Annotated in this window: 20 protein-coding genes; all 20 read right to left on the bottom strand. The window is 70.0% G+C overall.

What is annotated here, in order from left to right; genetic code table 11:
• Window positions 1-2 precede the first annotated feature (2 nt).
• Window positions 3-1,574: a F0F1 ATP synthase subunit alpha gene (gene atpA / locus OG251_RS27830; RefSeq protein WP_266802808.1), complete on the bottom strand. Its 1,572-nt coding sequence runs from the start codon at window positions 1,572-1,574 to the stop codon at window positions 3-5.
• A gap of 137 nt (window positions 1,575-1,711) precedes the next feature.
• Entirely contained in the window at window positions 1,712-2,527 is an 816-nt protein-coding gene (locus OG251_RS27825) for a F0F1 ATP synthase subunit delta (protein ID WP_326679687.1), read from the bottom strand.
• The gene (locus tag OG251_RS27820) at window positions 2,524-3,066 is read right to left on the bottom strand and encodes a F0F1 ATP synthase subunit B (RefSeq protein ID WP_442818381.1); all 543 of its coding nucleotides are present in this window, start codon (window positions 3,064-3,066) and stop codon (window positions 2,524-2,526) included. The genes OG251_RS27825 and OG251_RS27820 overlap by 4 nt, the downstream gene beginning before the upstream one ends.
• Before the next feature lie 42 nt (window positions 3,067-3,108).
• Window positions 3,109-3,354 carry a F0F1 ATP synthase subunit C gene (locus OG251_RS27815; RefSeq protein ID WP_326679686.1) on the bottom strand — a complete coding sequence of 82 codons (246 nt, stop codon included), beginning with the start codon at window positions 3,352-3,354 and terminating at the stop codon, window positions 3,109-3,111.
• A gap of 72 nt (window positions 3,355-3,426) precedes the next feature.
• Window positions 3,427-4,242, bottom strand: coding sequence for a F0F1 ATP synthase subunit A (gene atpB, locus OG251_RS27810; RefSeq protein ID WP_326679685.1), 816 nt, complete (start codon window positions 4,240-4,242; stop codon window positions 3,427-3,429).
• Window positions 4,243-4,466: 224 nt separating this feature from the next.
• Window positions 4,467-4,904: a hypothetical protein gene (locus OG251_RS27805; protein ID WP_326679684.1), complete on the bottom strand. Its 438-nt coding sequence runs from the start codon at window positions 4,902-4,904 to the stop codon at window positions 4,467-4,469.
• A 266-nt stretch (window positions 4,905-5,170) separates the two neighbouring features.
• Complete coding sequence (locus OG251_RS27800) at window positions 5,171-6,556, bottom strand: MraY family glycosyltransferase (RefSeq protein ID WP_326679683.1); 1,386 nt, start codon at window positions 6,554-6,556, stop codon at window positions 5,171-5,173.
• Window positions 6,557-6,662: 106 nt separating this feature from the next.
• A complete protein-coding gene (glyA, locus tag OG251_RS27795) occupies window positions 6,663-7,943 on the bottom strand; it encodes a serine hydroxymethyltransferase (RefSeq protein ID WP_326679682.1) in 1,281 nt (426 codons plus the stop codon).
• A 114-nt stretch (window positions 7,944-8,057) separates the two neighbouring features.
• Window positions 8,058-8,699: an arsenate reductase/protein-tyrosine-phosphatase family protein gene (locus tag OG251_RS27790; protein WP_326679681.1), complete on the bottom strand. Its 642-nt coding sequence runs from the start codon at window positions 8,697-8,699 to the stop codon at window positions 8,058-8,060.
• Window positions 8,696-9,343: an L-threonylcarbamoyladenylate synthase gene (locus OG251_RS27785; protein WP_073727304.1), complete on the bottom strand. Its 648-nt coding sequence runs from the start codon at window positions 9,341-9,343 to the stop codon at window positions 8,696-8,698. The genes OG251_RS27790 and OG251_RS27785 overlap by 4 nt, the downstream gene beginning before the upstream one ends.
• 100 nt (window positions 9,344-9,443) lie before the next feature.
• Window positions 9,444-10,289, bottom strand: coding sequence for a peptide chain release factor N(5)-glutamine methyltransferase (prmC, locus tag OG251_RS27780; protein WP_073727306.1), 846 nt, complete (start codon window positions 10,287-10,289; stop codon window positions 9,444-9,446).
• 44 nt (window positions 10,290-10,333) lie between these two features.
• Complete coding sequence (gene prfA / locus OG251_RS27775; protein WP_326679680.1) at window positions 10,334-11,410, bottom strand: peptide chain release factor 1; 1,077 nt, start codon at window positions 11,408-11,410, stop codon at window positions 10,334-10,336.
• 152 nt (window positions 11,411-11,562) lie between these two features.
• Window positions 11,563-11,787, bottom strand: a complete 225-nt coding sequence (gene rpmE / locus OG251_RS27770) for a 50S ribosomal protein L31 (protein ID WP_030915942.1) — start codon at window positions 11,785-11,787, stop codon at window positions 11,563-11,565.
• Window positions 11,788-11,979: 192 nt separating this feature from the next.
• Complete coding sequence (locus OG251_RS27765) at window positions 11,980-13,083, bottom strand: LCP family protein (protein WP_326679679.1); 1,104 nt, start codon at window positions 13,081-13,083, stop codon at window positions 11,980-11,982.
• 648 nt (window positions 13,084-13,731) lie between these two features.
• Entirely contained in the window at window positions 13,732-15,792 is a 2,061-nt protein-coding gene (gene rho / locus OG251_RS27760) for a transcription termination factor Rho (protein WP_326679678.1), read from the bottom strand.
• Window positions 15,793-16,179: 387 nt separating this feature from the next.
• Window positions 16,180-17,097, bottom strand: a complete 918-nt coding sequence (gene thrB, locus OG251_RS27755) for a homoserine kinase (RefSeq protein ID WP_326679677.1) — start codon at window positions 17,095-17,097, stop codon at window positions 16,180-16,182.
• 324 nt (window positions 17,098-17,421) lie between these two features.
• Window positions 17,422-18,492 carry a threonine synthase gene (gene thrC, locus OG251_RS27750; RefSeq protein WP_266802821.1) on the bottom strand — a complete coding sequence of 357 codons (1,071 nt, stop codon included), beginning with the start codon at window positions 18,490-18,492 and terminating at the stop codon, window positions 17,422-17,424.
• Window positions 18,493-18,498: 6 nt separating this feature from the next.
• Window positions 18,499-19,800 carry a homoserine dehydrogenase gene (locus tag OG251_RS27745; RefSeq protein WP_198953519.1) on the bottom strand — a complete coding sequence of 434 codons (1,302 nt, stop codon included), beginning with the start codon at window positions 19,798-19,800 and terminating at the stop codon, window positions 18,499-18,501.
• 96 nt (window positions 19,801-19,896) lie between these two features.
• The gene (gene lysA, locus OG251_RS27740; RefSeq protein WP_326679676.1) at window positions 19,897-21,288 is read right to left on the bottom strand and encodes a diaminopimelate decarboxylase; all 1,392 of its coding nucleotides are present in this window, start codon (window positions 21,286-21,288) and stop codon (window positions 19,897-19,899) included.
• Window positions 21,289-21,309: 21 nt separating this feature from the next.
• On the bottom strand, window positions 21,310-22,389 hold the full coding sequence (nrtL, locus tag OG251_RS27735; RefSeq protein WP_326679675.1) for an ArgS-related anticodon-binding protein NrtL: 1,080 nt from the start codon (window positions 22,387-22,389) through the stop codon (window positions 21,310-21,312).
• Window positions 22,390-22,436: the final 47 nt, after the last annotated feature.

Below are 22,436 nucleotides of genomic sequence, written 5' to 3'. Positions count from 1 at the left end.
GATCAGCCCTCGCCCAGAAGCTTGCCGTCCGAGGTCTCGAACTGCTGCTTGAAGGCGGCGATCGCGTCGGCGATCGACTGCAGCGTGTCGTCGGACATCTTGCCGCCCTCGGCGATGCTGGTCAGGAGGTCCTTGCGCTCACGGCGCAGGTACTCCAGCAGCTCGCCCTCGAAGCGACGGATGTCCTCGACCGGGACGTCGTCCATCTTGCCCGTGGTACCGGCCCAGACCGAGACGACCTGCTCCTCCATCGGGAACGGGGCGTACTGCGGCTGCTTCAGCAGCTCGACCATGCGCTTACCGCGCTCCAGCGACGCCTTGGACGCCGCGTCCAGGTCGGAACCGAAGGCGGCGAACGCCTCCAGTTCGCGGTACTGGGCGAGGTCCACGCGAAGCCGGCCGGAGACCTGCTTCATGGCCTTGTGCTGGGCGGAGCCACCGACTCGGGAGACCGAGATACCGACGTTGAGCGCCGGACGCTGACCCGCGTTGAACAGGTCGGACTCCAGGAAGCACTGGCCGTCGGTGATGGAGATGACGTTGGTCGGAATGAACGCCGACACGTCGTTCGCCTTGGTCTCGACGATCGGCAGACCGGTCATCGAACCGGCACCCATCTCGTCGGAGAGCTTCGCGCAGCGCTCCAGCAGACGCGAGTGCAGGTAGAAGACGTCGCCCGGGTAGGCCTCACGGCCCGGCGGACGGCGCAGCAGAAGCGACACGGCGCGGTAGGCGTCGGCCTGCTTCGAAAGGTCGTCGAAGATGATCAGGACGTGCTTGCCCTGGTACATCCAGTGCTGGCCGATGGCCGAACCGGTGTACGGCGCCAGGTACTTGAAGCCGGCCGGGTCGGACGCCGGGGCGGCGACGATGGTCGTGTACTCCAGCGCGCCGGCCTCTTCGAGCGCACCACGCACGGAGGCGATGGTGGAGCCCTTCTGACCGATGGCGACGTAGATGCAGCGCACCTGCTTGTTCACGTCGCCCGAGCGCCAGTTGTCGCGCTGGTTGATGATCGTGTCGACGGCCAGAGCGGTCTTGCCGGTCTGACGGTCACCAATGATCAGCTGACGCTGGCCGCGGCCGATCGGCACCATGGCGTCGACGGCCTTGTAGCCGGTCTGCATCGGCTCGTGCACCGACTTACGGACCATGACGCCAGGGGCCTGCAGCTCGAGGGCGCGGCGGCTGTCGGTCGCGATCTCGCCGAGACCGTCGATCGGGTTGCCGAGCGGGTCGACGACGCGGCCGAGGTATCCCTCGCCGACGCCGACGGAGAGCACCTCACCGGTGCGCTGCACCGGCTGGCCCTCCTCGATGCCGCTGAACTCGCCGAGGACGATGGCACCGATCTCGCGCTCCTCAAGGTTGAGGGCGAGACCGAGGGTGCCGTCCTCGAACTTCAGCAGCTCGTTCGCCATGGCGGAGGGCAGGCCCTCCACCTTTGCGATGCCGTCACCGGCAACGCTGACCGTACCGACCTCCTCGCGCGAGGCCGCGTCCGGCTTGTACGACTGGACAAAGTTCTCCAGCGCGTCCCGGATCTCCTCCGGCCGGATCGTGAGCTCCGCCATCTGGGTTCCCTGCTCTCCTTGTTGGGCCCGAAGTTTCTTAAGGGGGTCTGGGGGCCGACCCCCAGGAATCTTCTGCAATTTCTGCACGGCCCAACCGGGCCGCTGGTCTTGCTTGGTTTCTGTTGCGCTGCGCTGTGTCAGCCGGCCATGCGACGGGTCGCCTCGTCGAGGCGGTCCGCGATGGTGCCGTTGATGACCTCGTCACCGACGCGCACCGAGATCCCGCCGAGGACCGCGGGGTCCACGTCCAGGTTCAGGTGCATCTGCCGACCGTAGATCGTGGCGAGTGCGGCGCCGAGGCGCTGCTTCTGCCGGTCGCTCAGCGGTACCGCCGAGGTGACCACGGCGACCATGCGGTCCCGTCGCTCCGCGGCGAGCCTGGACAGGGAGTCGAGTCCCGCCTCCAGGCTACGTCCCCGGGGCTGGGTCACGAGGCGCGTGACGATGCGCTCGGTCACCGGCTGTGCCTTGCCACCGAGCAGGCTGCGCAGCAGCTCGCTCTTGGCGGCGGTGGTGGCCGTACGGCTGGTGAGCGCGGAACGCAGGCCCGTGTCGGAGCCGACGATCCGGCCGAACCGGAACAGCTCGTCCTCGACGTCGTCGAGTGCGCCGCTGCGCTGGGCCGCGGTGAGGTCTGCGGTGTTCGCCAGCTCCTCGACCGAGTCCACCAGTTCGCGGGACTGCGACCAGCGGGAGCGGACCATGCCGGAGATCAGGTCCACGGCTTCGCCGCCCACCTGACCGCTCAGCAGTCGTCCGGCCAGCTCGGCCTTGCTCTCGCCGCTCTGCGCCGGGTCGGTGAGGACCCGCCGCAGGGAAACCTCGCGGTCGAGCAGCGCGGTGACGGCTGCCAGGTCCTCGGCGAGCTTCGCCGCGTCGACCGACGTGTTGTCGGTCAGCGCGTCGAGACGCTCACGTGCGGCTGCCAGTGCCTCGCGGCTCGCGCCGTTCATCGGACAGCCTCGGCCTTCGCCTCGAGCTCGTCGAGGAACCGGTCCACGGTGCCGCTCTGCCGGGCGTGGTCCTCGAGGGACTCGCCGACAAGCTTGCCGGCCAGGTCGGTGGCGAGCTTGCCCACGTCCTGGCGCAGCGCGGACGCCGCGGCCTTGCGGTCGGCCTCGATCTGGGCGTGGCCGGCGGCGATGATCTCTTCGCGCTGCCGCTGACCTTCCGCCTTCATCTCCTGGATGATGACGGCACCCTGCTCCTGCGCCTCCTGGCGCATGCGGGCGGCCTCGTGGCGCGCCTCGGCGAGCTGAGCCTTGTACTGCTCAAGAACGCTCTGCGCCTCGGTCTGGGCTGCATCGGCCTTCTCGATACCGCCTTCGATGGCCTCGCGGCGCTCTTCCAGAACCTTGTTGATGTTCGGGAGGAGCTTCTTGGCGAGGATGCCGAAGACGATGGCGAAGGCGATCAGACCAATGACGATCTCGGGGACCGCCGGGAGCAGAGGGTTCTGAATCTCCTCTGACGCCAGCTGGTGGGCGATCACATCAATGCCTTTCGTCGAATCGGGCGGTAAGGAATGCCGCGATTAGTCGACCGGGTAGACGAAGGGCATGACGAGGCCGATCAGGGCCAGCGCCTCACAGAGCACGAAGCCGAGGATCTGGTTGGCACGGATCAGACCGGCAGCCTCGGGCTGGCGGGCCAGCGCCTGGGTGCCGTTTCCGAAGATGATGCCGACGCCGACGCCGGGGCCGATGGCGGCCAGGCCGTAGCCGATGGAACCGAGGTTGCCCTGGATGTTGACGGCGGCGAGGGTCTCAAGAGCGGACATGCCGTTTCTTCCTTCTCTTTCAGGACCGGTGGGGGTTGGCCACCGGACGACTATCGGGGTGTGGCCGGCCGGTCAGTGGTGCTCGGCGAGAGCGCCCTGAACGTAGTTGCAGGCCAGGAGGACAAAGACGTAGGCCTGCAGCGCCTGGATGAACAGCTCGAAGACGGTCATCAGCAGGACCATCACGAAGGAGACACCGGCGTAGGCGATGCCGATGCCGTTCAGCAGGTACCAGCTGGCGATGGTGAAGATCAGCAGCAGCACGTGACCGGCGAACATGTTCGCGAAGAGTCGCACGGCGTGCGTGAACGGCCGGATCAGCAGGTTCGAGAAGAGCTCGATGACCATGACGAACGGAAGTGCCGGGCCGAGCGTTTTGTCGTAGCCCGCGATGTTCTTCCAGCCACCGACGAAACCGTGACGCTTGAAGGTCAGACTGACCCACAGGACGTACACGATCGCGGCCAGGGCCACCGGGAAGCCGATGACCGAGGGCACCGGGAACTGGGCGAGCGGAATGATCGCCCAGATGTTCATGATCCAGATGAAGAAGAACAGCGAGACCATGAGGGGCACGTACTTCTTGCCCTCGCGCTTGCCGAGCGTCTCGTACACCACACCGGTGCGGATGAAGTCGTAACCCGTCTCGGCCACCATCTGCAGCTTTCCGGGCACCAGCTTCGGCTTGTTGAAAGCCGCCCAGAAGAAGCCGACGACGACAACGGTGCTCAGGACCGCCAGCAGCATCGGCTTGCTGATGTCGATGCCGCCGACGGTGAACATCGGCTCGAATACAAAGGAGTGCAGGCCAGGAGCCGGGAAGCCACACCCGTCGAAGATGTGGCAGTCGGTCTCGAAGGCGAGCACCGTCGTCGGGTCAGCACTCACCGCGGGCTCCTTCAGCGTGGCGCATAGGTACGGCAACCTCGTTGTGTCGGCGCGGCAAGAAGCCGCTGGTCGGCACTGGACTTGGTGTTACGGATGGGGGGGCGGCTCAGGCACAGAGCCTCGCGATGAAGCAGGCGTCAGCTTGGATGCCCGCGCCCGCAGTGCCGCAGTTGGCACCGGACGATAGCAGGATCGCGTACGCGCTCTTATCCCGGCCCTACCCTTCACGTCGATGACCCCGTGTTCTCGGGCTTCTTGCCCTTGGACGAGTCCGGCTCGACGTAAAGGATCTTGGTCTTCATGTGTACACGAACCTGGGCCGCGACCCACACAACGGTCGCGACGACCAGCGAGATGGCAAAAGCCCTCGGATTGAACAGCGTCGTGTTCTTGAACACGGCGATAAAGATGAAGAGCAGCAGCAACTGTGCCGTGTAGAGCATCAGCCCCATGGACTGGAACAGGTGCGGCATGGACCTCGCGGTTCGCTGCAGAACAGAGAGGCCGATACCCATGAAGAGAATCACGACCAGCGTCCCGACAGCCGCCCCGATCGCTCCCTTGCCGCCCGCGACCACAGCGCTGACAGCGACGGCGAGAGCACCGGCGGCAGCGGTGGGTACGGCGGCATGAAGGAGAGTCCGGGCGTCGTTGGACGGCATGGCGGCAGCTCCGCTTGCAGGGGGTGGGCAAATGGTGTCGTCATGGACGAGCGTAGGCCCGGTCCGAGAGTGGTCACCTCGGGCCAACGGACCGTGTCACTAGGGTCCTTCGGCCCTGTCACCGGGTCTCGTGAACGGTATCACAAACTATTTGATGAGGTCTTTACCTGGAAAGTGTGCCAACTGTCACACGTGAGAGTTAGTCCGCGCGTGTGTGCAGGACAGGGCGGCACATTGTCTGGTAATGCATGGAGACATCCGAATCGTCAACGCGCCGAGTCCGCCTTCCGGCGATCGGACGGGCGCGAACGGTGACCGACGGCGGTCGCTCCGTTGACGCCGGAGACCCCCACGGCCACAGGGGTCCGTTCCGCGCTCTCCCGCGCCATCTCCGGGTCCTCGGACGCCTGTTGCTCCGGACCCCGCCCCGGCTCCGGCTTCTCCTCGTACGCGAGCGAGGGGACCGGTCCGCGATCGCGCCGGTAGCGCGGCGGAACAAAGCGTTCCGCCCAGTACGGGGTACGCGGGGTGAAGCGCGGCATCAGCAGCAGCACCAGGCCCACGGCGCTGAGCCCCATGATCGCGAGCACGATCCACATCGACGCCGAGTGGACCGAGTAGCCGACCGCGCCGAAGGCGATCAGCGCGGACCAGAAGTACATGATCATCACGGCCCGGCTGTGCGAGTGGCCGATCTCCAGCAGGCGGTGATGCAGGTGACCGCGGTCGGCCGCGAACGGCGACTGCCCGTTCCAGGTACGCCGCACGATCGCCAGCACCAGGTCGGCGGCCGGGATCGCGATGATCGTCAGCGGCAGGATCAGCGGAATGAAGACCGGCAGCATCGCGTGGGTCGCCTGCCGCTCGCTGCCCTCGAACAGCTTCATCGTGTCCGGGTCGACCTGTCCCGTCACGGAGATCGCACCCGCGGCCAGGACCAGCCCGATCAGCATCGATCCGGAGTCGCCCATGAAGATCCGCGCGGGATGCATGTTGTGCGGCAGGAACCCGAGGCACATGCCCATCAGGATCGCCGCGAAGAGCGTCGCGGGGGCGGCCGCCTCGATTCCGTACCCGTACCAGAGCCGGTAGGCGTACAGGAAGAACGCCGCGGAGGCGATGCACACCATGCCGGCCGCCAGGCCGTCCAGACCGTCGACGAAGTTGACCGCGTTGATCGTGATGACGACCAGGGCGACCGTGAGCAGCGTGCCCTGCCACTGGGTGAGGGCGACCGTGCCCACACCGGGGATCGGCAGCCACAGGATCGTCAGACCCTGGATGACCATGACGGCGGCGGCGATCATCTGCCCGCCGAGCTTGATCAGGGCGTCGATCTCGAACTTGTCGTCGAGGACGCCGATCAGCCAGATCAGGGCGGCGCCGGAGAGCAGCGCCCGTGGTTCGTTGGAGAGTTCGAAGACGCCGTTCAGATTGAACAGGTGGTCCGCGACGATCAGTCCTGCGCACAGTCCGCCGAACATGGCGATGCCGCCGAGCCGCGGTGTCGGTTCTCGGTGTACATCACGCGCACGGATCGCGGGCATGGCCCCGATCGCGATGGCGAACTTTCGCACCGGCCCGGTCAGCAGGTAAGTCACTGCGGCCGTGACACAGAGCGTCAGCAGATAATCACGCACGGGCTGCCCCACAGAATTCGCCGACCATCTCAGCCCCACACCCTAGCCTCATGAACAAGGACCCCACGGTACGGGTGATGGTTCCACATGCCGCACTCAAGGGCCGCCTCATCATCGCCTACCCCGGGTACGGGGGATTCCTCTCGGCCAGTTCGCGCACTTCCGACCGCAGATGGGCGGCATCGCCCGTCTCCCGTACCGCCGCTCCGAACAGTGCGGCGAGCCGCGCCATGTCCGCCTCGTCCATGCCCTGGGTGGTGACCGCGGCGGTTCCGAGCCGGATGCCACGGGCGTCCGGGTAGGGCAGCGCGCAGGTGTCGAGGACCATGCCCGCCGCCGCCAGACGTTCGCGTGCGGTGCGGCCGTCGACCCCGAGCGGGGCCGGGTCCGCGACGACGATATGGGTGTCCGTGCCGCCCGTGGTGACCTCGAAGCCCTCGGCCTCCAGACCCGCGGCGAGCACCCGCGCGTGGGTGACCACCCGGTGGGCGTACCTCGTGTACGCGGGTGTCGCCGCCTCCCCGAACGCGACCGCCTTCGCCGCGATCGTGTGCATCTGCGCGCCGCCCTGGGTGAAGGGGAACACCGCCCGGTCGATCCGCTCGGCCAGCTCCGCGCCGCACAGGATCATCCCGCCGCGCGGGCCGCGCAGCACCTTGTGCGTGGTCGCGCAGACCACATCCGCGTACGGGACCGGGCTGGGCGCCGCTCCCCCGGCGATCAGGCCCATCGGGTGGGCGGCGTCGGCGATCAGATAGGCGCCGACCTCGTCGGCGATCTCCCGGAACGCCTCGTAGTCGGGGTGGCGCGGATACGAGATCGAGCCGCAGACGATCGCCTTGGGCCGGCGGGCCCTGGCCAGGGAGCGGACCCGCCCGTAGTCGATGAGCCCGCTGTCGGGGTCCACCCCGTAGCCGACGAACTCGAACCAGCGGCCGGAGAAGTTGCCGGGCGCCCCGTGGGTGAGGTGTCCCCCGTACGGGAGTCCCATCGCGAGCACCGTGTCCCCCGGGCGCAGCAGCGCCGCGTAGGCGGCCAGGACGGCGGAGGAGCCGGAGTGCGGCTGGACGTTGGCGTGCTCGGCGCCGAAGAGGGCGCGGGCCCGCTGGATCGCGAGGCGTTCGGCGGCGTCGGCGTGCTCGCAGCCGCCGTGGTGGCGGGCGCCCGGGTAACCCTCGGCGTACTTGTTGGCGAGCGGCGAGCCGAGGGCGGCCAGCACCGCGGGCGAGGTGAAGTTCTCGGCGGCGATCAGCTGGAGGGTGCCCGACTGCCGGCGGACCTCACCGAGGAGTACGTCGGCGATCTCCGGGTCCTCGCGGCGCAGGGCGTCGAAGTCCTGCGGAAGGACGGCGTGCGAGGCGGACACGGGTGCGGGTGCGGCTGGAGTGGTGACCGGCATCTGACGGCTCCGGGCCTGGGGAGGGGTGCGCTGGTGTCAGATCCAATGTAGGACGCGCCGGGGCGCTGTGCCCGCTGCCGGGGCGCCCCGTACGCCGGTCGGCGCACGAGCCCGTCAGTGGGGGGCCCGGACGCCCGTCAGTGCGGTGACGACGGGATCGAGTGCCTGGTTGATCTCGTCGCCGATGGAGCGGAAGAAGGTGATCGGGGCGCCGTAGGGGTCGTAGACCTCGTCCGCCTCGGCGGTGGGGGCCAGCAGCCAGCCGCGCAGCGCGGCGGCGGCGCGCACCAGTGCGCGGGCGCGTTCGACGACGCCCTCGTCGCGCGTGTCGGGCAGGGTGGCCGGATCTATGGCCCGGACCAGCCGGGTGAACTCCTTGAGGGTGAACGTCCGCAGGCCGGCCGAGTGGCCCATGGAGATGACCTGGGCGCGGTGGTCGCGGGTGGCGGTGAGGACCAGGTCGGCGCGGATCACGTGCTCGTCGAGCAGTTCGCGGCCGACGAAGCCGGTGGCGTCGGCGCCGAAGTCGGCGAGGACGACCTCCGCGTTGGCCTCCATCGGGGCGCCCTCGTGTCCCCAGGTGCCCGCGCTCTCCACGATGAGCCCGCCGCTGAGCGGGTCGCCGAGGCGGTCCACCAGGGCATGGCGGGTCAGCCGCTCGGTGATGGGCGAGCGGCAGACGTTGCCGGTGCTGACGTGGAGGATGCGGAAAGTGTCGGTCTGCCCCGCTATGCCACGCCCCTGCGGGGTGGTCAATTGGCCACCTCAAGGTCGGGTACCACCTTGCGCAGCTCCTCCAGGGAGAGCGCGCCGGCCCGCAGGAGTACCGGCGTCCCGCCGGTCACGTCGACGATCGAGGACGGCACGATGCCGGGTGTCGGACCGCCGTCGAGGTAGACGGAGACGGAGTCGCCGAGCATTTCCTGGGCGGCGTCGCAGTCCTCGGGCGAGGGGTGGCCGGTGAGGTTGGCGCTGGAGACGGCCATCGGGCCGACCTCGGTGAGCAGTTCGATGGCGACCGGGTGCAGCGGCATCCGGATGGCGACGGTGCCGCGGGTGTCACCGAGGTCCCACTGCAAGGAGGGCTGGTGCTTGGCGACGAGTGTGAGGGCGCCGGGCCAGAAGGCGTCGACGAGCTCCCACGCCTGTTCGGAGAAGTCGGTGACCAGGCCGTGCAGGGTGTTCGGGGAGCCGATCAGGACGGGGGTCGGCATGTTGCGGCCGCGCCCCTTGGCGTCCAGCAGGTCGGCGACGCCCTCGGAGCTGAAGGCGTCCGCACCGATCCCGTACACGGTGTCGGTGGGCAGCACGACCAGTTCGCCGCGGCGGACGGCGGACGCGGCTTCACGCAGGCCGGTCGTACGGTCGGTCGCGTCGTTGCAGTCGTATCGCCGTGCCATCAGCCGGCCTCCTCAAGCATGTACGGGTATGGCGTGTACGGGTCTGACGGGTGCGGGCCCGGCAGCTGCGGGTCCGGCGGGAGCTGGTGCGGGCCGCCGGTCACGGCATGGCCTTGCGGGCGGTGGCGAACCGGGGCCGCTTGTTCAGGTCCGGGTGGTCGGCGGCATCCGCCCAGCCCCGTTCCTCGGTGAAGATCCACGGCACCTGGCCGCCCTGGGTGTCGGCGTGCTCGATGACGACGAGACCGCCGGGGCGCAGCAGCCGGTGTGCGGTGCGTTCGATGCCGCGGATGGTGTCGAGTCCGTCCTCGCCGGAGAAGAGGGCCATCTCCGGGTCGTGGTCGCGTGCCTCGGGTGCCACGTACTCCCATTCGGTGAGCGGGATGTACGGCGGGTTGGAGATGACCAGGTCGACCTGGCCGTCGAGCTCGGGAAGGGCGCTCAGGGCGTCTCCCCGGTGGACGGTGACCCGTGACCCCTCGGCGTTCTTCCTGGTCCATCTGAGGGCGTCCTCGGACAGCTCCACGGCGTGTACGCGCGAGCGCGGCACCTCCTGCGCCATGGCGAGGGCGATGGCGCCGGATCCCGTGCAGAGATCGACGATGAGCGGCTCGACGACGTCCATCGCGCGGACCGCGTCTATGGCCCAGCCGACGACCGACTCGGTCTCCGGGCGGGGCACGAAGACCCCGGGCCCCACCTGGAGCTCCAGGTAGCGGAAGAAGGCGCGGCCGGTGATGTGCTGGAGGGGCTCGCGGGCCTCGCGGCGGGCGATGGTCTCCCAGTAGCGGGCGTCGAAGTCCGTGTCGGGCACATGGTGCAGCTCGCCCCGCTTGACGCCGTGCACGAACGCGGCGAGTTCCTCGGCGTCGAATCGCGGTGAAGGGACACCGGCGTCGGCCAGCCGCTGGGTGGCCTGGGCCACCTCGGCGAGCAGCAGGTTCATCGCGGTTCTCCGTACGGGGTTACGGGCGGCGGGGCGGGCTTGGTCTACGCGTTGGCGAGCTTGGCGGCGGAGTCGGCGTCGACGCACGCCTGGATCACGGCGTCGAGGTCGCCGTCGAGCACCTGGTCCAAGTTGTACGCCTTGAAGCCGACGCGGTGGTCCGAGATCCGGTTTTCCGGGAAGTTGTACGTACGGATCTTCTCGGACCGGTCGACGGTACGGACCTGGCTGCGGCGTACGTCGGAGGCTTCCTGCTCGGCCGCTTCCTGGGCGGCGGCCAGCAGCCGGGAGCGCAGGATACGCATGGCCTGCTCCTTGTTCTGGAGCTGGCTCTTCTCGTTCTGGCAGGAGGCGACGACACCGGTCGGCAGGTGCGTGATGCGGACCGCGGAGTCGGTGGTGTTGACGGACTGGCCGCCGGGGCCCGAGGAGCGGTAGACGTCGATCCGGAGGTCGTTGGCGAGGATCTCGACGTCGACCTCCTCCGCCTCGGGTGTGACGAGCACACCGGCGGCGGAGGTGTGGATACGGCCCTGGGACTCGGTGGAGGGCACGCGCTGCACACGGTGCACGCCGCCCTCGTACTTCATCCGGGCCCAGACGCCCTGGCCGGGTTCGGTGGCCCCGTTGCCGCCCTTGGTCTTCACCGCGACCTGGACGTCCTTGTAGCCGCCGAGCTCGGACTCGGTGGAGTCGATGATCTCGGTCTTCCAGCCGATGCGTTCCGCGTACCGCAGATACATGCGCAGCAGGTCACCGGCGAACAGGGCCGACTCGTCGCCGCCCGCGCCCGCCTTGATCTCCAGGAGCACGTCCTTGTCGTCGCTGGGGTCGCGCGGGACGAGGAGGAGGCGGAGCTTCTCGGTGAGCTCTTCGCGCTGCTTCTCCAGGTCCTTGACCTCGGCGGCGAAGTCGGGGTCGTCCGCGGCGAACTCGCGGGCGGTCTCGATGTCCTCACCGGTCCGCTTCCAGGACCGGTACGTGGAGACGATCGGGGTCAGCTCCGCGTAGCGCTTGTTCAGCTTGCGCGCGTTGGCCTGGTCGGAGTGGACCGACGGGTCGGCGAGCTTCTTCTCAAGACCGGTGTGTTCACCGATCAGTTCCTCGACCGCCTCGAACATTCGGGGGCTCCTGGTTGGTTACGTCTACGGGCCTGCTGGAGGGCGTACTGCCGGGGTGAGGCGTCCGGGGGCACCCCCGGACGCCCGGCCGGAAAAAACGCCGGTTCCGACGCCCCCGGTGAGAGGGCGCCGAGAACCGGCGCAGTGGCTCGCTACTTGCTGGCGGAGCCGGCAGCCTTGCCGAAGCGGGCCTCGAAGCGGGCCACACGGCCGCCGGTGTCGAGGATCTTCTGCTTGCCCGTGTAGAACGGGTGGCACTCGGAGCAGACGTCGGCACGGATGGCGCCGCCGTCGATGGTGCTCCGGGTGGTGAACGACGCACCGCAGGTGCAGCTGACCTGCGTCTCGACGTACTCGGGGTGGATGTCGCGCTTCAAGGTGTCTCCTAGTTTCGGGAGGGCGCCGGGTCGTCCGCGCGGATTGCGCGTCCGTGAACCGGGGCCGACGTACCAGTCTGCCAGGACCGGCCGTATCTCCCAAAACCGGGGTCGGGCCGCACCTATTCCCGACCCCGGTCACACGTTCGGTGACCGTCCGCGCACCCCCTGGCGTCCTCGCAGGCGGCAGCCCTACCGGACGATCTGGCCGGCCTCGCCCTTGTCGCCCGCCGACTTCTCGGTGGCGGACGCGGGGATCGGCCGGTCGTGCTTGAGCGCCGTCCACACCTGCTGGGCCGACTCCTCCAGCGGTATGACGCGGTTGGGGTCGGCGGGGTCGTACTCCACGGGCAGCGTGACCATGTGGACGTTCTTCGCACCGAGGCCCTTGAGCCCGTTCGCGAAGCTCGTGAGCTCCGGGACCGAGGCCAGATCGGAGTCGGTGGTGATGGCCTTGGTGGCGGTGTCGGCGAGGTCGTACAGCTTCTTCGGGCTGGAGAACACCCCGACGTTCTTCGCCTGTTCCATCAGCGCCTTGATGAACGCCTGCTGGAGCTGGATGCGTCCGAGGTCGCTGCCGTCGCCGACGCTCTTGCGGGTGCGCACCAGACCGAGCGACTGCTCCCCGTTCAGGGTGTGGGTGCCGGGCTCCAGGTCGAGATGGCTCTTGGAGTCGTTGATCGCCTCGTTGGTGGTGATCTCGACACCGCCGAGCTCGTCGATGAGCTTCTTGAAGCCGGTGAAGTCGACCTCGACGTAGTGGTCCATGCGGATCCCGGACATCGCCTCGACGGTCTTCACCGCGCAGGCCGGTCCGCCGACCTCGTACGCCGTGTTGAACATCGCGTGGGTCTCGGCGGAGACCGGGTCACCGGACGCGTCGCTCGTGCAGGCGGGGCGGTCGACGAGGGTGTCGCGCGGGATCGAGACGACGCTGGCCGCCTTGTGGCCCTCGTTGACGTGCACGATCATCGCCGTGTCCGAACGGGCGGCCCCTTCGTCGGCGCCGTACTCGGAGTTGTCCCCGGAGCGGGAGTCGGAGCCCAGCACCAGGATGTCCTCGGAGCCGTCGTCCACGTCGTCGGGGCGGTCCGCGCCGAGCGCGGCGTTGATGTCGACACCCTTGAGGTTGCCGTTGAGCGTGAAGTACGCGTATCCGAGCCCCGATCCGCCCGCGACCACGACCCCGGCCACCACCCAGGCGGCGACGACCTTCGCGCGGTGCCGCCCCGAGGGCCTCCTGCGGCGGCTGCCGGAGCCGCGTATTCGGCCCGTCCCCCTGCTCTGCTCGCTCATGGGTCTCCCTCGTTCCTGGTGCCTCGCTGCTCCCCGCTCCCCCGCCCCTGAATGGTTCGGCACGGTTTGTCGTCTCCTGCTCAGACGTCGAAGCACCAAGAAGGGTTGCACAGCGGCCTGTGACCCCTGTCCGGGACGGGGTCGCGGACCGCGCCGGGCGAACTGCCCGTGATGCGGCGCTCACCTGGGGTTTCTTTCGTGGTACAGCCATCCTCCGGGCGGGCGCCCGGCGGCCCGGGGTGTGGCTGAAGTCTCAGACCGTCCGGATCGGCGGTCCCGGGCCCCCTGGTCCGGGTCGGCCGCCGCGCCGGGCCCTCCTGGTCCGGGCCGGCCGCCGCGAACCCGGACGGGGGCCATGGGTGGCGCTCGCTGTCGCGGTTCCGGCCGACCTGACGCACTCCCCCGGCGCCGTCCCGGACGCCGCACGGGACGGGCAGGGTGAACAAGGTGACCGTCGCGGCACAACGCGGCCCGGGCGCCCGTCAGTTGCCCGCGCGGGGAGAGGAACCGCCCCCACCCGTGACCCGACTGAGTGGGCGTACGAATTGACGTTCCCCCGCCTGCGGCCCGCCGACGCCGCACCACGACGCAGAACCGCCCTCGTCACCGGAGTGACGAGGGCGGCCGGGTACGGCTGCTGAGGCGACGTCAGTCGTTGCCGTTGCCCGGCGTCGTCTTCTGGATCTGCAGCAGGAACTCCGCGTTGGACTGCGTCTTCTTCATGCGGTCCAGCAGGAGTTCGATCGCCTGCTGCTGGTCGAGCGCGTGCAGCACCCGGCGCAGCTTCCAGACGACCGCCAGCTCGTCGGTGCCGAGCAGGATCTCTTCCTTACGGGTGCTGGACGCGTCGACGTCCACCGCCGGGAAGATGCGCTTGTCCGAGAGCTTCCGGTCGAGCTTGAGCTCCATGTTGCCGGTGCCCTTGAACTCCTCGAAGATCACCTCGTCCATGCGCGAGCCGGTCTCGACGAGCGCGGTGGCCAGGATGGTCAGCGAGCCGCCGTCCTCGATGTTGCGCGCGGCACCGAAGAAGCGCTTCGGCGGGTACAGCGCGGTCGAGTCGACACCACCGGACAGGATGCGGCCGGAGGCGGGCGCCGCGAGGTTGTACGCGCGGCCCAGACGGGTGATGGAGTCCAGCAGGACGACCACGTCGTGACCCAGCTCGACGAGACGCTTGGCGCGCTCGATGGCCAGCTCGGCGACCGTGGTGTGGTCCTCGGCCGGGCGGTCGAAGGTCGAGGAGATGACCTCGCCCTTCACCGACCGCTGCATGTCGGTGACCTCTTCCGGACGCTCGTCGACCAGGACGACCATCAGGTGGCACTCGGGGCTGTTGACCGTGATGGCGTTGGCGATGGCCTGCAGGATCATCGTCTTGCCGGTCTTCGGCGGGGCCACGATCAGACCACGCTGGCCCTTGCCGATCGGCGCGACCAGGTCGATGATCCGCGTCGTCAGCACATTGGAGTCGGTCTCCAGGCGGAGCCGGTCCTGCGGGTAGAGCGGGGTCAGCTTCTGGAACTCCGGACGGCCGCGGCCGGTCTCGGGCGCCATGCCGTTGACCGAGTCGAGGCGCACCAGCGCGTTGAACTTCTCGCGGCGCTCGCCGTCCTTGGGCTGACGCACCGCACCGGTGACGTGGTCACCCTTGCGCAGGCCGTTCTTGCGGACCTGGGCGAGCGAGACGTACACGTCGTTCGGGCCCGGCAGGTAGCCGGAGGTCCGGATGAACGCGTAGTTGTCGAGGATGTCCAGGATGCCCGCGACGGGGATCAGGACGTCGTCGTCGGCGACCTGTACGTCGCTGGCGAAGTCCTCACGGCCACGGCGGCCACGACGGTCGCGGTAGCGGCCGCGACGGCCGCGACGGCCGCCCGCCTCGTCGTCGTAGCCGTCGTCCGGCCCGTTGTCACGGTTCTGCTGACCCTGACCCTGGCCCTGGCCCTGGGTCTGCCCCTGGCCCTGGCTCTGGGTCTGGCCCTGGCCCTGGCGCTGCGGGCGCTGCCCGCCGCCCTGCTGGCCCTGGTCGTCGCCCTTGCTGCGGCGGTCGCGCTGGCGCTCGCGACGGTCACCGCGCTCACCGCGCTCGCCGCGCTCGCCGCGGTCCCGGCGGTCGCCGCGGCGGCCTTCGGCGCTGTCGGCGGCGGACTCGGCCTTGGCGTCGCCCTTCGCCTCGCCGCGGTCCTCGTTCTTCTGCTCGGCCTGCGGCTCCGACTTGGCCTCGGCCTTGGTGTCGGGGCTGCCGGCCTGCGCGGTCGCCCGGCGCCGACGACGCTCGCCCGCGGGCTGGTCGTCACTGGCCGGCTGACCGGGGATGTCGATCTGCTGCTGGGCGTCGGCCTTGTCGGCCGGTGCGGCGGCCTCGTCCCCGGTGCGCGCCTTGGAGGTGGCGCGCCGCTTCGGCTTGCTCTCGGCGTCCGTACCGGCGGGGGCCGCAGCGGCCTTGGAGGAGGTCTTGGGCGCGGCGGAACCGCCCGCCTGTGCCTCCTTGATGACCTCGATCAGCTGGCTCTTGCGCATGCGCGCAGTTCCCCTGATGCCGAGGCCGGACGCGACCTGCTGCAGCTCGGCCAGGACCATGCCCTCGAGGCCGGTGCCGGAGCGGCGGCGCCGTGCGGTGGTGCCAGTGGCAGCACCTTCGGCGGGCGCGGCGCTGTCGACGCTCTTGTCGGCAGTCACGCCCATCAGATCGGTGGTGTCGCTCACGAAGGGTCCTTCCCTGGAGCGGACGTCGGCCTTCTGGCTCGGCGACCGGTTGTGCTGTCCGACTGCGGTCTGTGATCTTGCGGATCGCGGACCTTGCCGGGGCGGTGGTCCGCCGGGTACGGCGGAGAGATGAATGTGCGGGGTCCGGCGCGAGATCCCCCTGCTCGGCCCACTCCTGGAAGAGCGAGGGGTGTCGTGCCGGTTCCGGAGCGTGCTCGAAACTGCTCAGGCAGGCTGCTCAGGCAGTTGGGGAGGCTCCCGGAAGAATGGTGGTCCCGGAGGGGGACACGAAGCAACGCGCCACAAAGACGTCGGTTGCAGACTTGAGGTTAACACTACCGGCTCCAACAAACATTCCCCCTCTCACTCACCGGCAATCACATGCGGCTACGGGGCGAGCGGCAGAACACTCGCGCCCGTGGCGTCGAGGGCGAGCCTGTTCGCCGCCCATCCCTCGCCCGCCAGTCGAGCGACCTTGTCGGCCGAACCCTCCTCGGTCAGCGCGAGCACCGTGGGGCCCGCGCCGGAGATGACAGCGGGGACGCCGTCGGCGCGCAGCCGGTTCACCAGCTCCAGGCTCTCCGGCATCGCGGGCCCGCGGTACTCCTGGTGGATCCGGTCCTCGGTGGCGGCGAGCAGCAGCTCGGGGCGCTCGGTCAGCGCCGCTACGAGCAGGGCCGCACGACCGGCGTTGGCCGCGGCGTCGACATGCGGGACGGTGCGCGGCAGCAGCCCGCGGGCGGTCTCGGTGAGCACCGGCCTGCCCGGCACGAAAACCACCGGAACGACGGAATCCGCAGCATCCATCCTGATGGCCCTGGCCGCTCCGCCGTCCATCCAGGCGAGCGTGAAGCCCCCGAGCAGACAGGCCGCGACATTGTCGGGGTGCCCCTCGATCTCGGTGGCCAGCTCCAGCAGCGCCGCGTCGTCGAGGCGGGCGTCGCCGCCTATCGTCACGGCGCGGGCGGCGACGATGCCGGCGCAGATCGCGGCGGAGGAGGAGCCGAGGCCGCGCCCGTGCGGGATGCGGTTGGCGCAGACGATTTCGAGGCCGCGGGGCTGTCCGCCGAGCAGATCGAAGGCGGTGCGCAGGGAGCGTACGAGCAGGTGGCTCTCGTCGCGCGGCAGCGACTGCGCGCCCTCACCCGCGATGTCGATGTGCAGCCCGGAGTCGGCGACCCGGACGACGACATCGTCGTACAGCCCCAGCGACAGGCCGAGGGTGTCGAAACCCGGGCCCAGATTGGCGCTGGTCGCGGGGACGCGCACCCTGACGGCGGCAGCTCGGAACGCGGGACCGGCCATCGGTTGGACGACTCCTTGTAAGACAGCGGGGATGCGGTGCGGTGTGGCTGTGCGGCGGTGGGGGTGATGGGGGGGCAATGACTGCGGGTCGCGGCTGCGGGGCAGGGGCGCCGGACGATGAGACATCCGATCGCCGGCCCGACGGCCACGGCGGCACCGCACCGCGGCACATGCGGCGGGGCGGTTGCATACAGCTTATCGAAGGAAGGTTCTGTCGCGACATAGGGCGCACAGGAGGCGCACGATGCGTGTCGCACGCCTCCTATGCGCTCTCCGCCCCGAAAAGGGGCGGTTGAGCGGGTTTCCCGCGATCGGACGCGAGAGTTACGCGAGGCCGAGCTTCTCGGCCGCGGCGGCCGCGTCGACCGGCACCGTCACCGGCTGCGGGGCGCCCGCGACGGCCCAGTCCGGGTCCTTGAGGCCGTTGCCGGTGACCGTGCAGACGATCTTCTGGCCGGGGTCGACCTTGCCCTCCTCGGCGGCCTTGAGCAGACCGGCGACGGAGGCGGCCGAGGCCGGCTCCACGAAGACGCCCTCCTGGGAGGCCAACAGCCGGTACGCGGACAGGATCTGCCGGTCCGTCACCTCGTCGATGAAACCGCCCGATTCGTCCCGCGCGGCCAGGGCGTACTGCCAGGAGGCCGGGTTGCCGATACGGATCGCGGTGGCGATCGTGGACGGGTCCTTGACGATCTCCCCGCGCACGATGGGCGCGGAGCCGGAGGCCTGGAAGCCCCACATGCGCGGCGCGTGGGTGGAGACCCGGTCGCCGGCGTACTCCGTGTAGCCCTTCCAGTACGCGGTGATGTTGCCCGCGTTGCCGACCGGCAGGACATGGATGTCCGGGGCGTCGCCGAGCGCGTCGACGATCTCGAACGCGGCGGTCTTCTGGCCCTCGATACGGACCGGGTTGACCGAATTGACCAGCGCCACCGGGTAGTTGTCCGAGAGCGAGCGGGCCAGGGTCAGGCAGTCGTCGAAGTTGCCGTCGACCTGGAGGATCTTGGCGCCGTGGACGAGCGCCTGGCCCATCTTGCCGAGCGCGATCTTGCCCTGCGGTACGAGGACGGCACAGACCATTCCGGCCCGTACCGCGTACGCGGCGGCGGAGGCGGAGGTGTTGCCGGTCGAGGCGCAGATGACGGCCTGCGCGCCCTCCTCCTTGGCGCGGGTGATCGCCATGGTCATCCCGCGGTCCTTGAACGAACCGGTGGGGTTGGCGCCCTCGACCTTGAGGTGCACCTCGCAGCCCGTGCGCTCGGAGAGGACCTGCGCCGGAACGAGCGGCGTACCGCCCTCACGAAGCGTGACAACGGGCGTCGTGCTCGTGACCGGAAGACGGTCCCGGTACTCCTCGATGATGCCGCGCCACTGGTGGGTGCCCTTGCTGGTCATGGGTCCTTACTCCCCTTCAACACGCATGATGCTGGCGACACCGCGCACGGTGTCGAGCTTGCGCAGCGCTTCGACGGTCCCGGAGAGGGCGGCGTCGGGCGCGCGGTGGGTGACGACGACGAGAGATGCCTCGCCGCCTCCGTCCTGACGGCCTTGCTGGCGCACCGTATCGATCGATACGCCCTGCTCGGCGAAGACCGTCGCGACCTGGGCGAGTACGCCAGGCTTGTCGGCCACGTCGAGGCTGATGTGGTACCGCGTGACGACGTCGCCCATCGGGCTGACCGGCAGACGCGTATAGGCGGACTCGCCGGGGCCGGGGGCCTCGTTGAGCTTGTTGCGGCAGACCGCGACGAGGTCGCCCAGGACCGCGGAGGCGGTGGGCGCGCCACCGGCGCCGGGGCCGTAGAACATCAGCTGCCCGGCGGCCTCCGCCTCGACGAAGACCGCGTTGTACGCCTCGCGGACGGAGGCCAGCGGGTGGCTGAGCGGGATCATCGCGGGGTGCACGCGGGCCGTGACCGACTGCCCGTCGGCGGCGCGCTCGCAGATGGCGAGCAGTTTGACCGTGCAGCCCATGCGGCGGGCGGACGCGATGTCGGCGGCGGTGACCTCGGTGATGCCCTCGCGGTGCACGTCGCCGATGCGTACGCGGGTGTGGAAGGCGATACCGGCGAGGATCGCGGCCTTCGCGGCGGCGTCGAAGCCCTCGACGTCGGCGGTCGGGTCGGCCTCGGCGTACCCGAGGGCGGTGGCCTCGTCGAGCGCCTCGGAGTAGCCGGCTCCGCTCGTGTCCATCCGGTCGAGGATGAAGTTGGTGGTGCCGTTGACGATGCCGAGGACCCGGTTGACCTTGTCCCCGGCGAGGGACTCGCGCAGCGGGCGTACGAGCGGGATGGCGCCGGCCACGGCCGCCTCGTAGTAGAGGTCGCGGCCGTGTTTCTCGGCTGCCGCATGCAGTGCGGCGCCGTCCTCGGCGAGCAGCGCCTTGTTGGCCGAGACGACGCTCGCGCCGTGCTCGAAGGCGGTCGTGATGAGTGTGCGGGCCGGCTCGATGCCCCCGATGACCTCGACGACGACGTCGATGTCCCCCCGTTCGACGAGGGCGGTCGCATCGGTGGTGACCAGTGCGGGATCGATTCCCTCCCGCACCTTCGAGGGCCGGCGGACGGCCACTCCGGCGAGCTCCACCGGCGCGCCGATGCGCGCGGCGAGGTCGTCGGCGTGCGTCGTCATGATGCGCGCCACCTCTGAGCCGACCACTCCACAGCCCAGCAGCGCCACCTTCAGCGGACGCGTACGCATCATCCGACCTCGTTTCTCATACATACTCATGTGTGGACCAGTCTCACTCACCGGACGGGGGTTTCTGCCACCCGTCCGGATCCTGAGACGACTATTTCATCACCCGACATCGAGACGCAGGAGATCTTCCTCCGTCTCCCGTCGGACGATCACGCGCGCCTCTCCGTCCCGCACGGCTACGACCGGCGGGCGCAGCGCATGGTTGTAGTTGCTCGCCATGGAACGGCAGTACGCGCCGGTGGCGGGCACCGCGATCAGGTCGCCGGGAGCGAGATCGGCCGGCAGGAACGCGTCCTTGACCACGATGTCCCCGCTCTCGCAGTGCTTGCCGACCACGCGGACCAGCATCGGTTCGGCGTCCGAGCTGCGCGAGACGAGCGCGACGCTGTATTCGGCGTCGTACAGCGCGGTGCGGATGTTGTCCGACATGCCGCCGTCGACGCTGACGTACGTACGCAGTCCTTCGAGCGGCTTGATGGTGCCGACCTCGTAGAGCGTGAACGCGGTCGGCCCGACGATGGCCCGGCCCGGCTCGACCGAGATGCGCGGGGTGCTCAGATTCGCGGACTCGCACTCGCGGGTCACGATGTCGCTGAGCGCCTTGGCGATCTCGTGCGGCTCGCGCGGGTCGTCCTCGGAGGTGTACGCGATGCCCAGCCCGCCGCCGAGGTCGATCTCGGGCAGCTCGACGCCGTGCTCGTCGCGCACCTCGGCGAGCAGCTGCACCACACGCCGTGCGGAGACCTCGAACCCGGCCATGTCGAAGATCTGCGACCCGATGTGCGAGTGGATGCCGATCAGTTCGAGCCCGTCGAGGGTCAGCGCCCGCCGCACCGCCTCGGCGGCCTGTCCGCCGGCCAGCGCGATACCGAACTTCTGGTCCTCGTGGGCGGTGGCGATGAACTCGTGGGTGTGCGCCTCGACACCGACGGTGACCCGGATCTGGACGCGCTGGCGCAGGCCCCGGCCCTGCGCGATGTGGGCGACCCGGGCGATCTCCTGGAAGGAGTCGAGCACGATGCGCCCGACGCCCGCCTCGACGGCCCGCTCGATCTCCGCGACGGTCTTGTTGTTGCCGTGGAAGGCGATCCGCTCGGCCGGCATCCCGGCGTCCAGCGCGGTGGTCAGCTCCCCGCCGGAGCAGACATCGAGGTTGAGCCCTTCCTCCTGGAGCCAGCGCACGACGGCGCGCGACAGGAACGCCTTCCCGGCGTAGAAGACATCGGCACCGGGCCCGAAGGCGTCCGCCCAGGCGCGGCAGCGGGCGCGGAAGTCGCTCTCGTCGAGGAAGTACGCCGGAGTGCCGAACTCCTCCGCGAGGCGGGCGACTTCGATCCCGCCGACGGTGAGGGCACCGTTCGCGTCGCGGGTGACGGTACGGGACCAGACCTTCTCGTCCAGGACGTTCAGATCGGTGGCCGGGGCGGTGTAGTGCCCTTCCGGAAGGACGTCGGCGTGACGGGGCCCGGCGGGGTGTGCGGATCGGCTCATCGTGTTGCTCTCTCGGGTCTCTCAGAGGTGTTCGGGCGCGCTGATACCGAGCAGGGACAGGCCGCCGGCCAGCACCGTCCCGGCGGCTTCGGCAAGGGCCAGCCGGGAGCGGTGGGCGGCCGAGGGTTTCTCGTCGCCGATGGGGAGCGGAGGGCAGGAGTCGTGGAAGGCGAAGAAGGCGCGCGCCACCGCTTCGAGATGCCGGGCGAGCCGGTCCGGCGCCCGGTGCCGGGCGGCGGCCAGGAGGACGCCGGGGTGGTCGGCGAGGAGGTCGAGCAGGGCGTGGGCATCGGGGTGGCGGGCGTCGGAGTCGGCGTCGTACGCGCCGTCGAAGCCGAGGAGCGCGGCGCCGCGGGTGAGGGAACGGGCCCGGGAGTGGGCGTACCTCACCAGGAAGAGGGCGTTGGCCTCGCCCTGGACGAGAAGGTCGTCGCCGAGCGGCGCCCGGTCGTGCCCGGCGGGCCGCAGCAGCCCCCACCGGGTGGCGTCGGGCCCGAGCCGCTCCAGCAGCTCCCCCGCGTCCGCACCCGCGGGCACGGGCCGTATCGCGGTCAGCGGGGTGGGCGGAACCCCGTGGGCGTCGACGCCGACTCCGAGCCGCTCCCAGTCGGGGTCGGACGCCTCGTCGCAGCTGACCCGCACCCGGGCCCCCTGCGAGACGACCAGCGCGCGCACCGCGTGGGCGCTGACGGCGGCCCGTACCTCCCGGGCGTGCCGGAACTGGAGCACCTCCGCACGGAGCGCGTCGCCGTGCCCGTACCGCGGCCCCCGCTCCCGCACCTCGCGCACCAGTTCATGTCGGGCGGCGGTATCGGCACCGGCGTCGAGGGTGAAGCTCAGGAATCCGGGCCCGGTGATGTCCACACGCCCGATCCCGGGCTCGGCGGCGACCCGGTCGCGCAGGATCCGTGCGACCTCCAGCGCGGGCAGCGCGGCGGGCCCGGCGAGCTGGAGCGCGACGGCGCAGGCGTAGTCGCCGCTGCCGCCCGGCCGTGTCCTTTCGATCCGCACGCGCGCGGGCACGGGCGCGCGCAAGGCATCCTCGTCGACCGCGCGGCGCACAGCGTGCAGCACGGTCCGGGAGAGATCGACGGGGGTCACGGGACAAGCGTATGGGAGACAGGGGGGCACTCCGCGACCCTGTTTCG

The organism is Streptomyces sp. NBC_01237 (genome assembly GCF_035917275.1).
Lineage (GTDB): Bacteria > Actinomycetota > Actinomycetes > Streptomycetales > Streptomycetaceae > Streptomyces.
The sequence above is the reverse complement of the archived record's forward strand: the minus strand, read 5'-3'. Positions and strand labels throughout refer to the sequence as shown.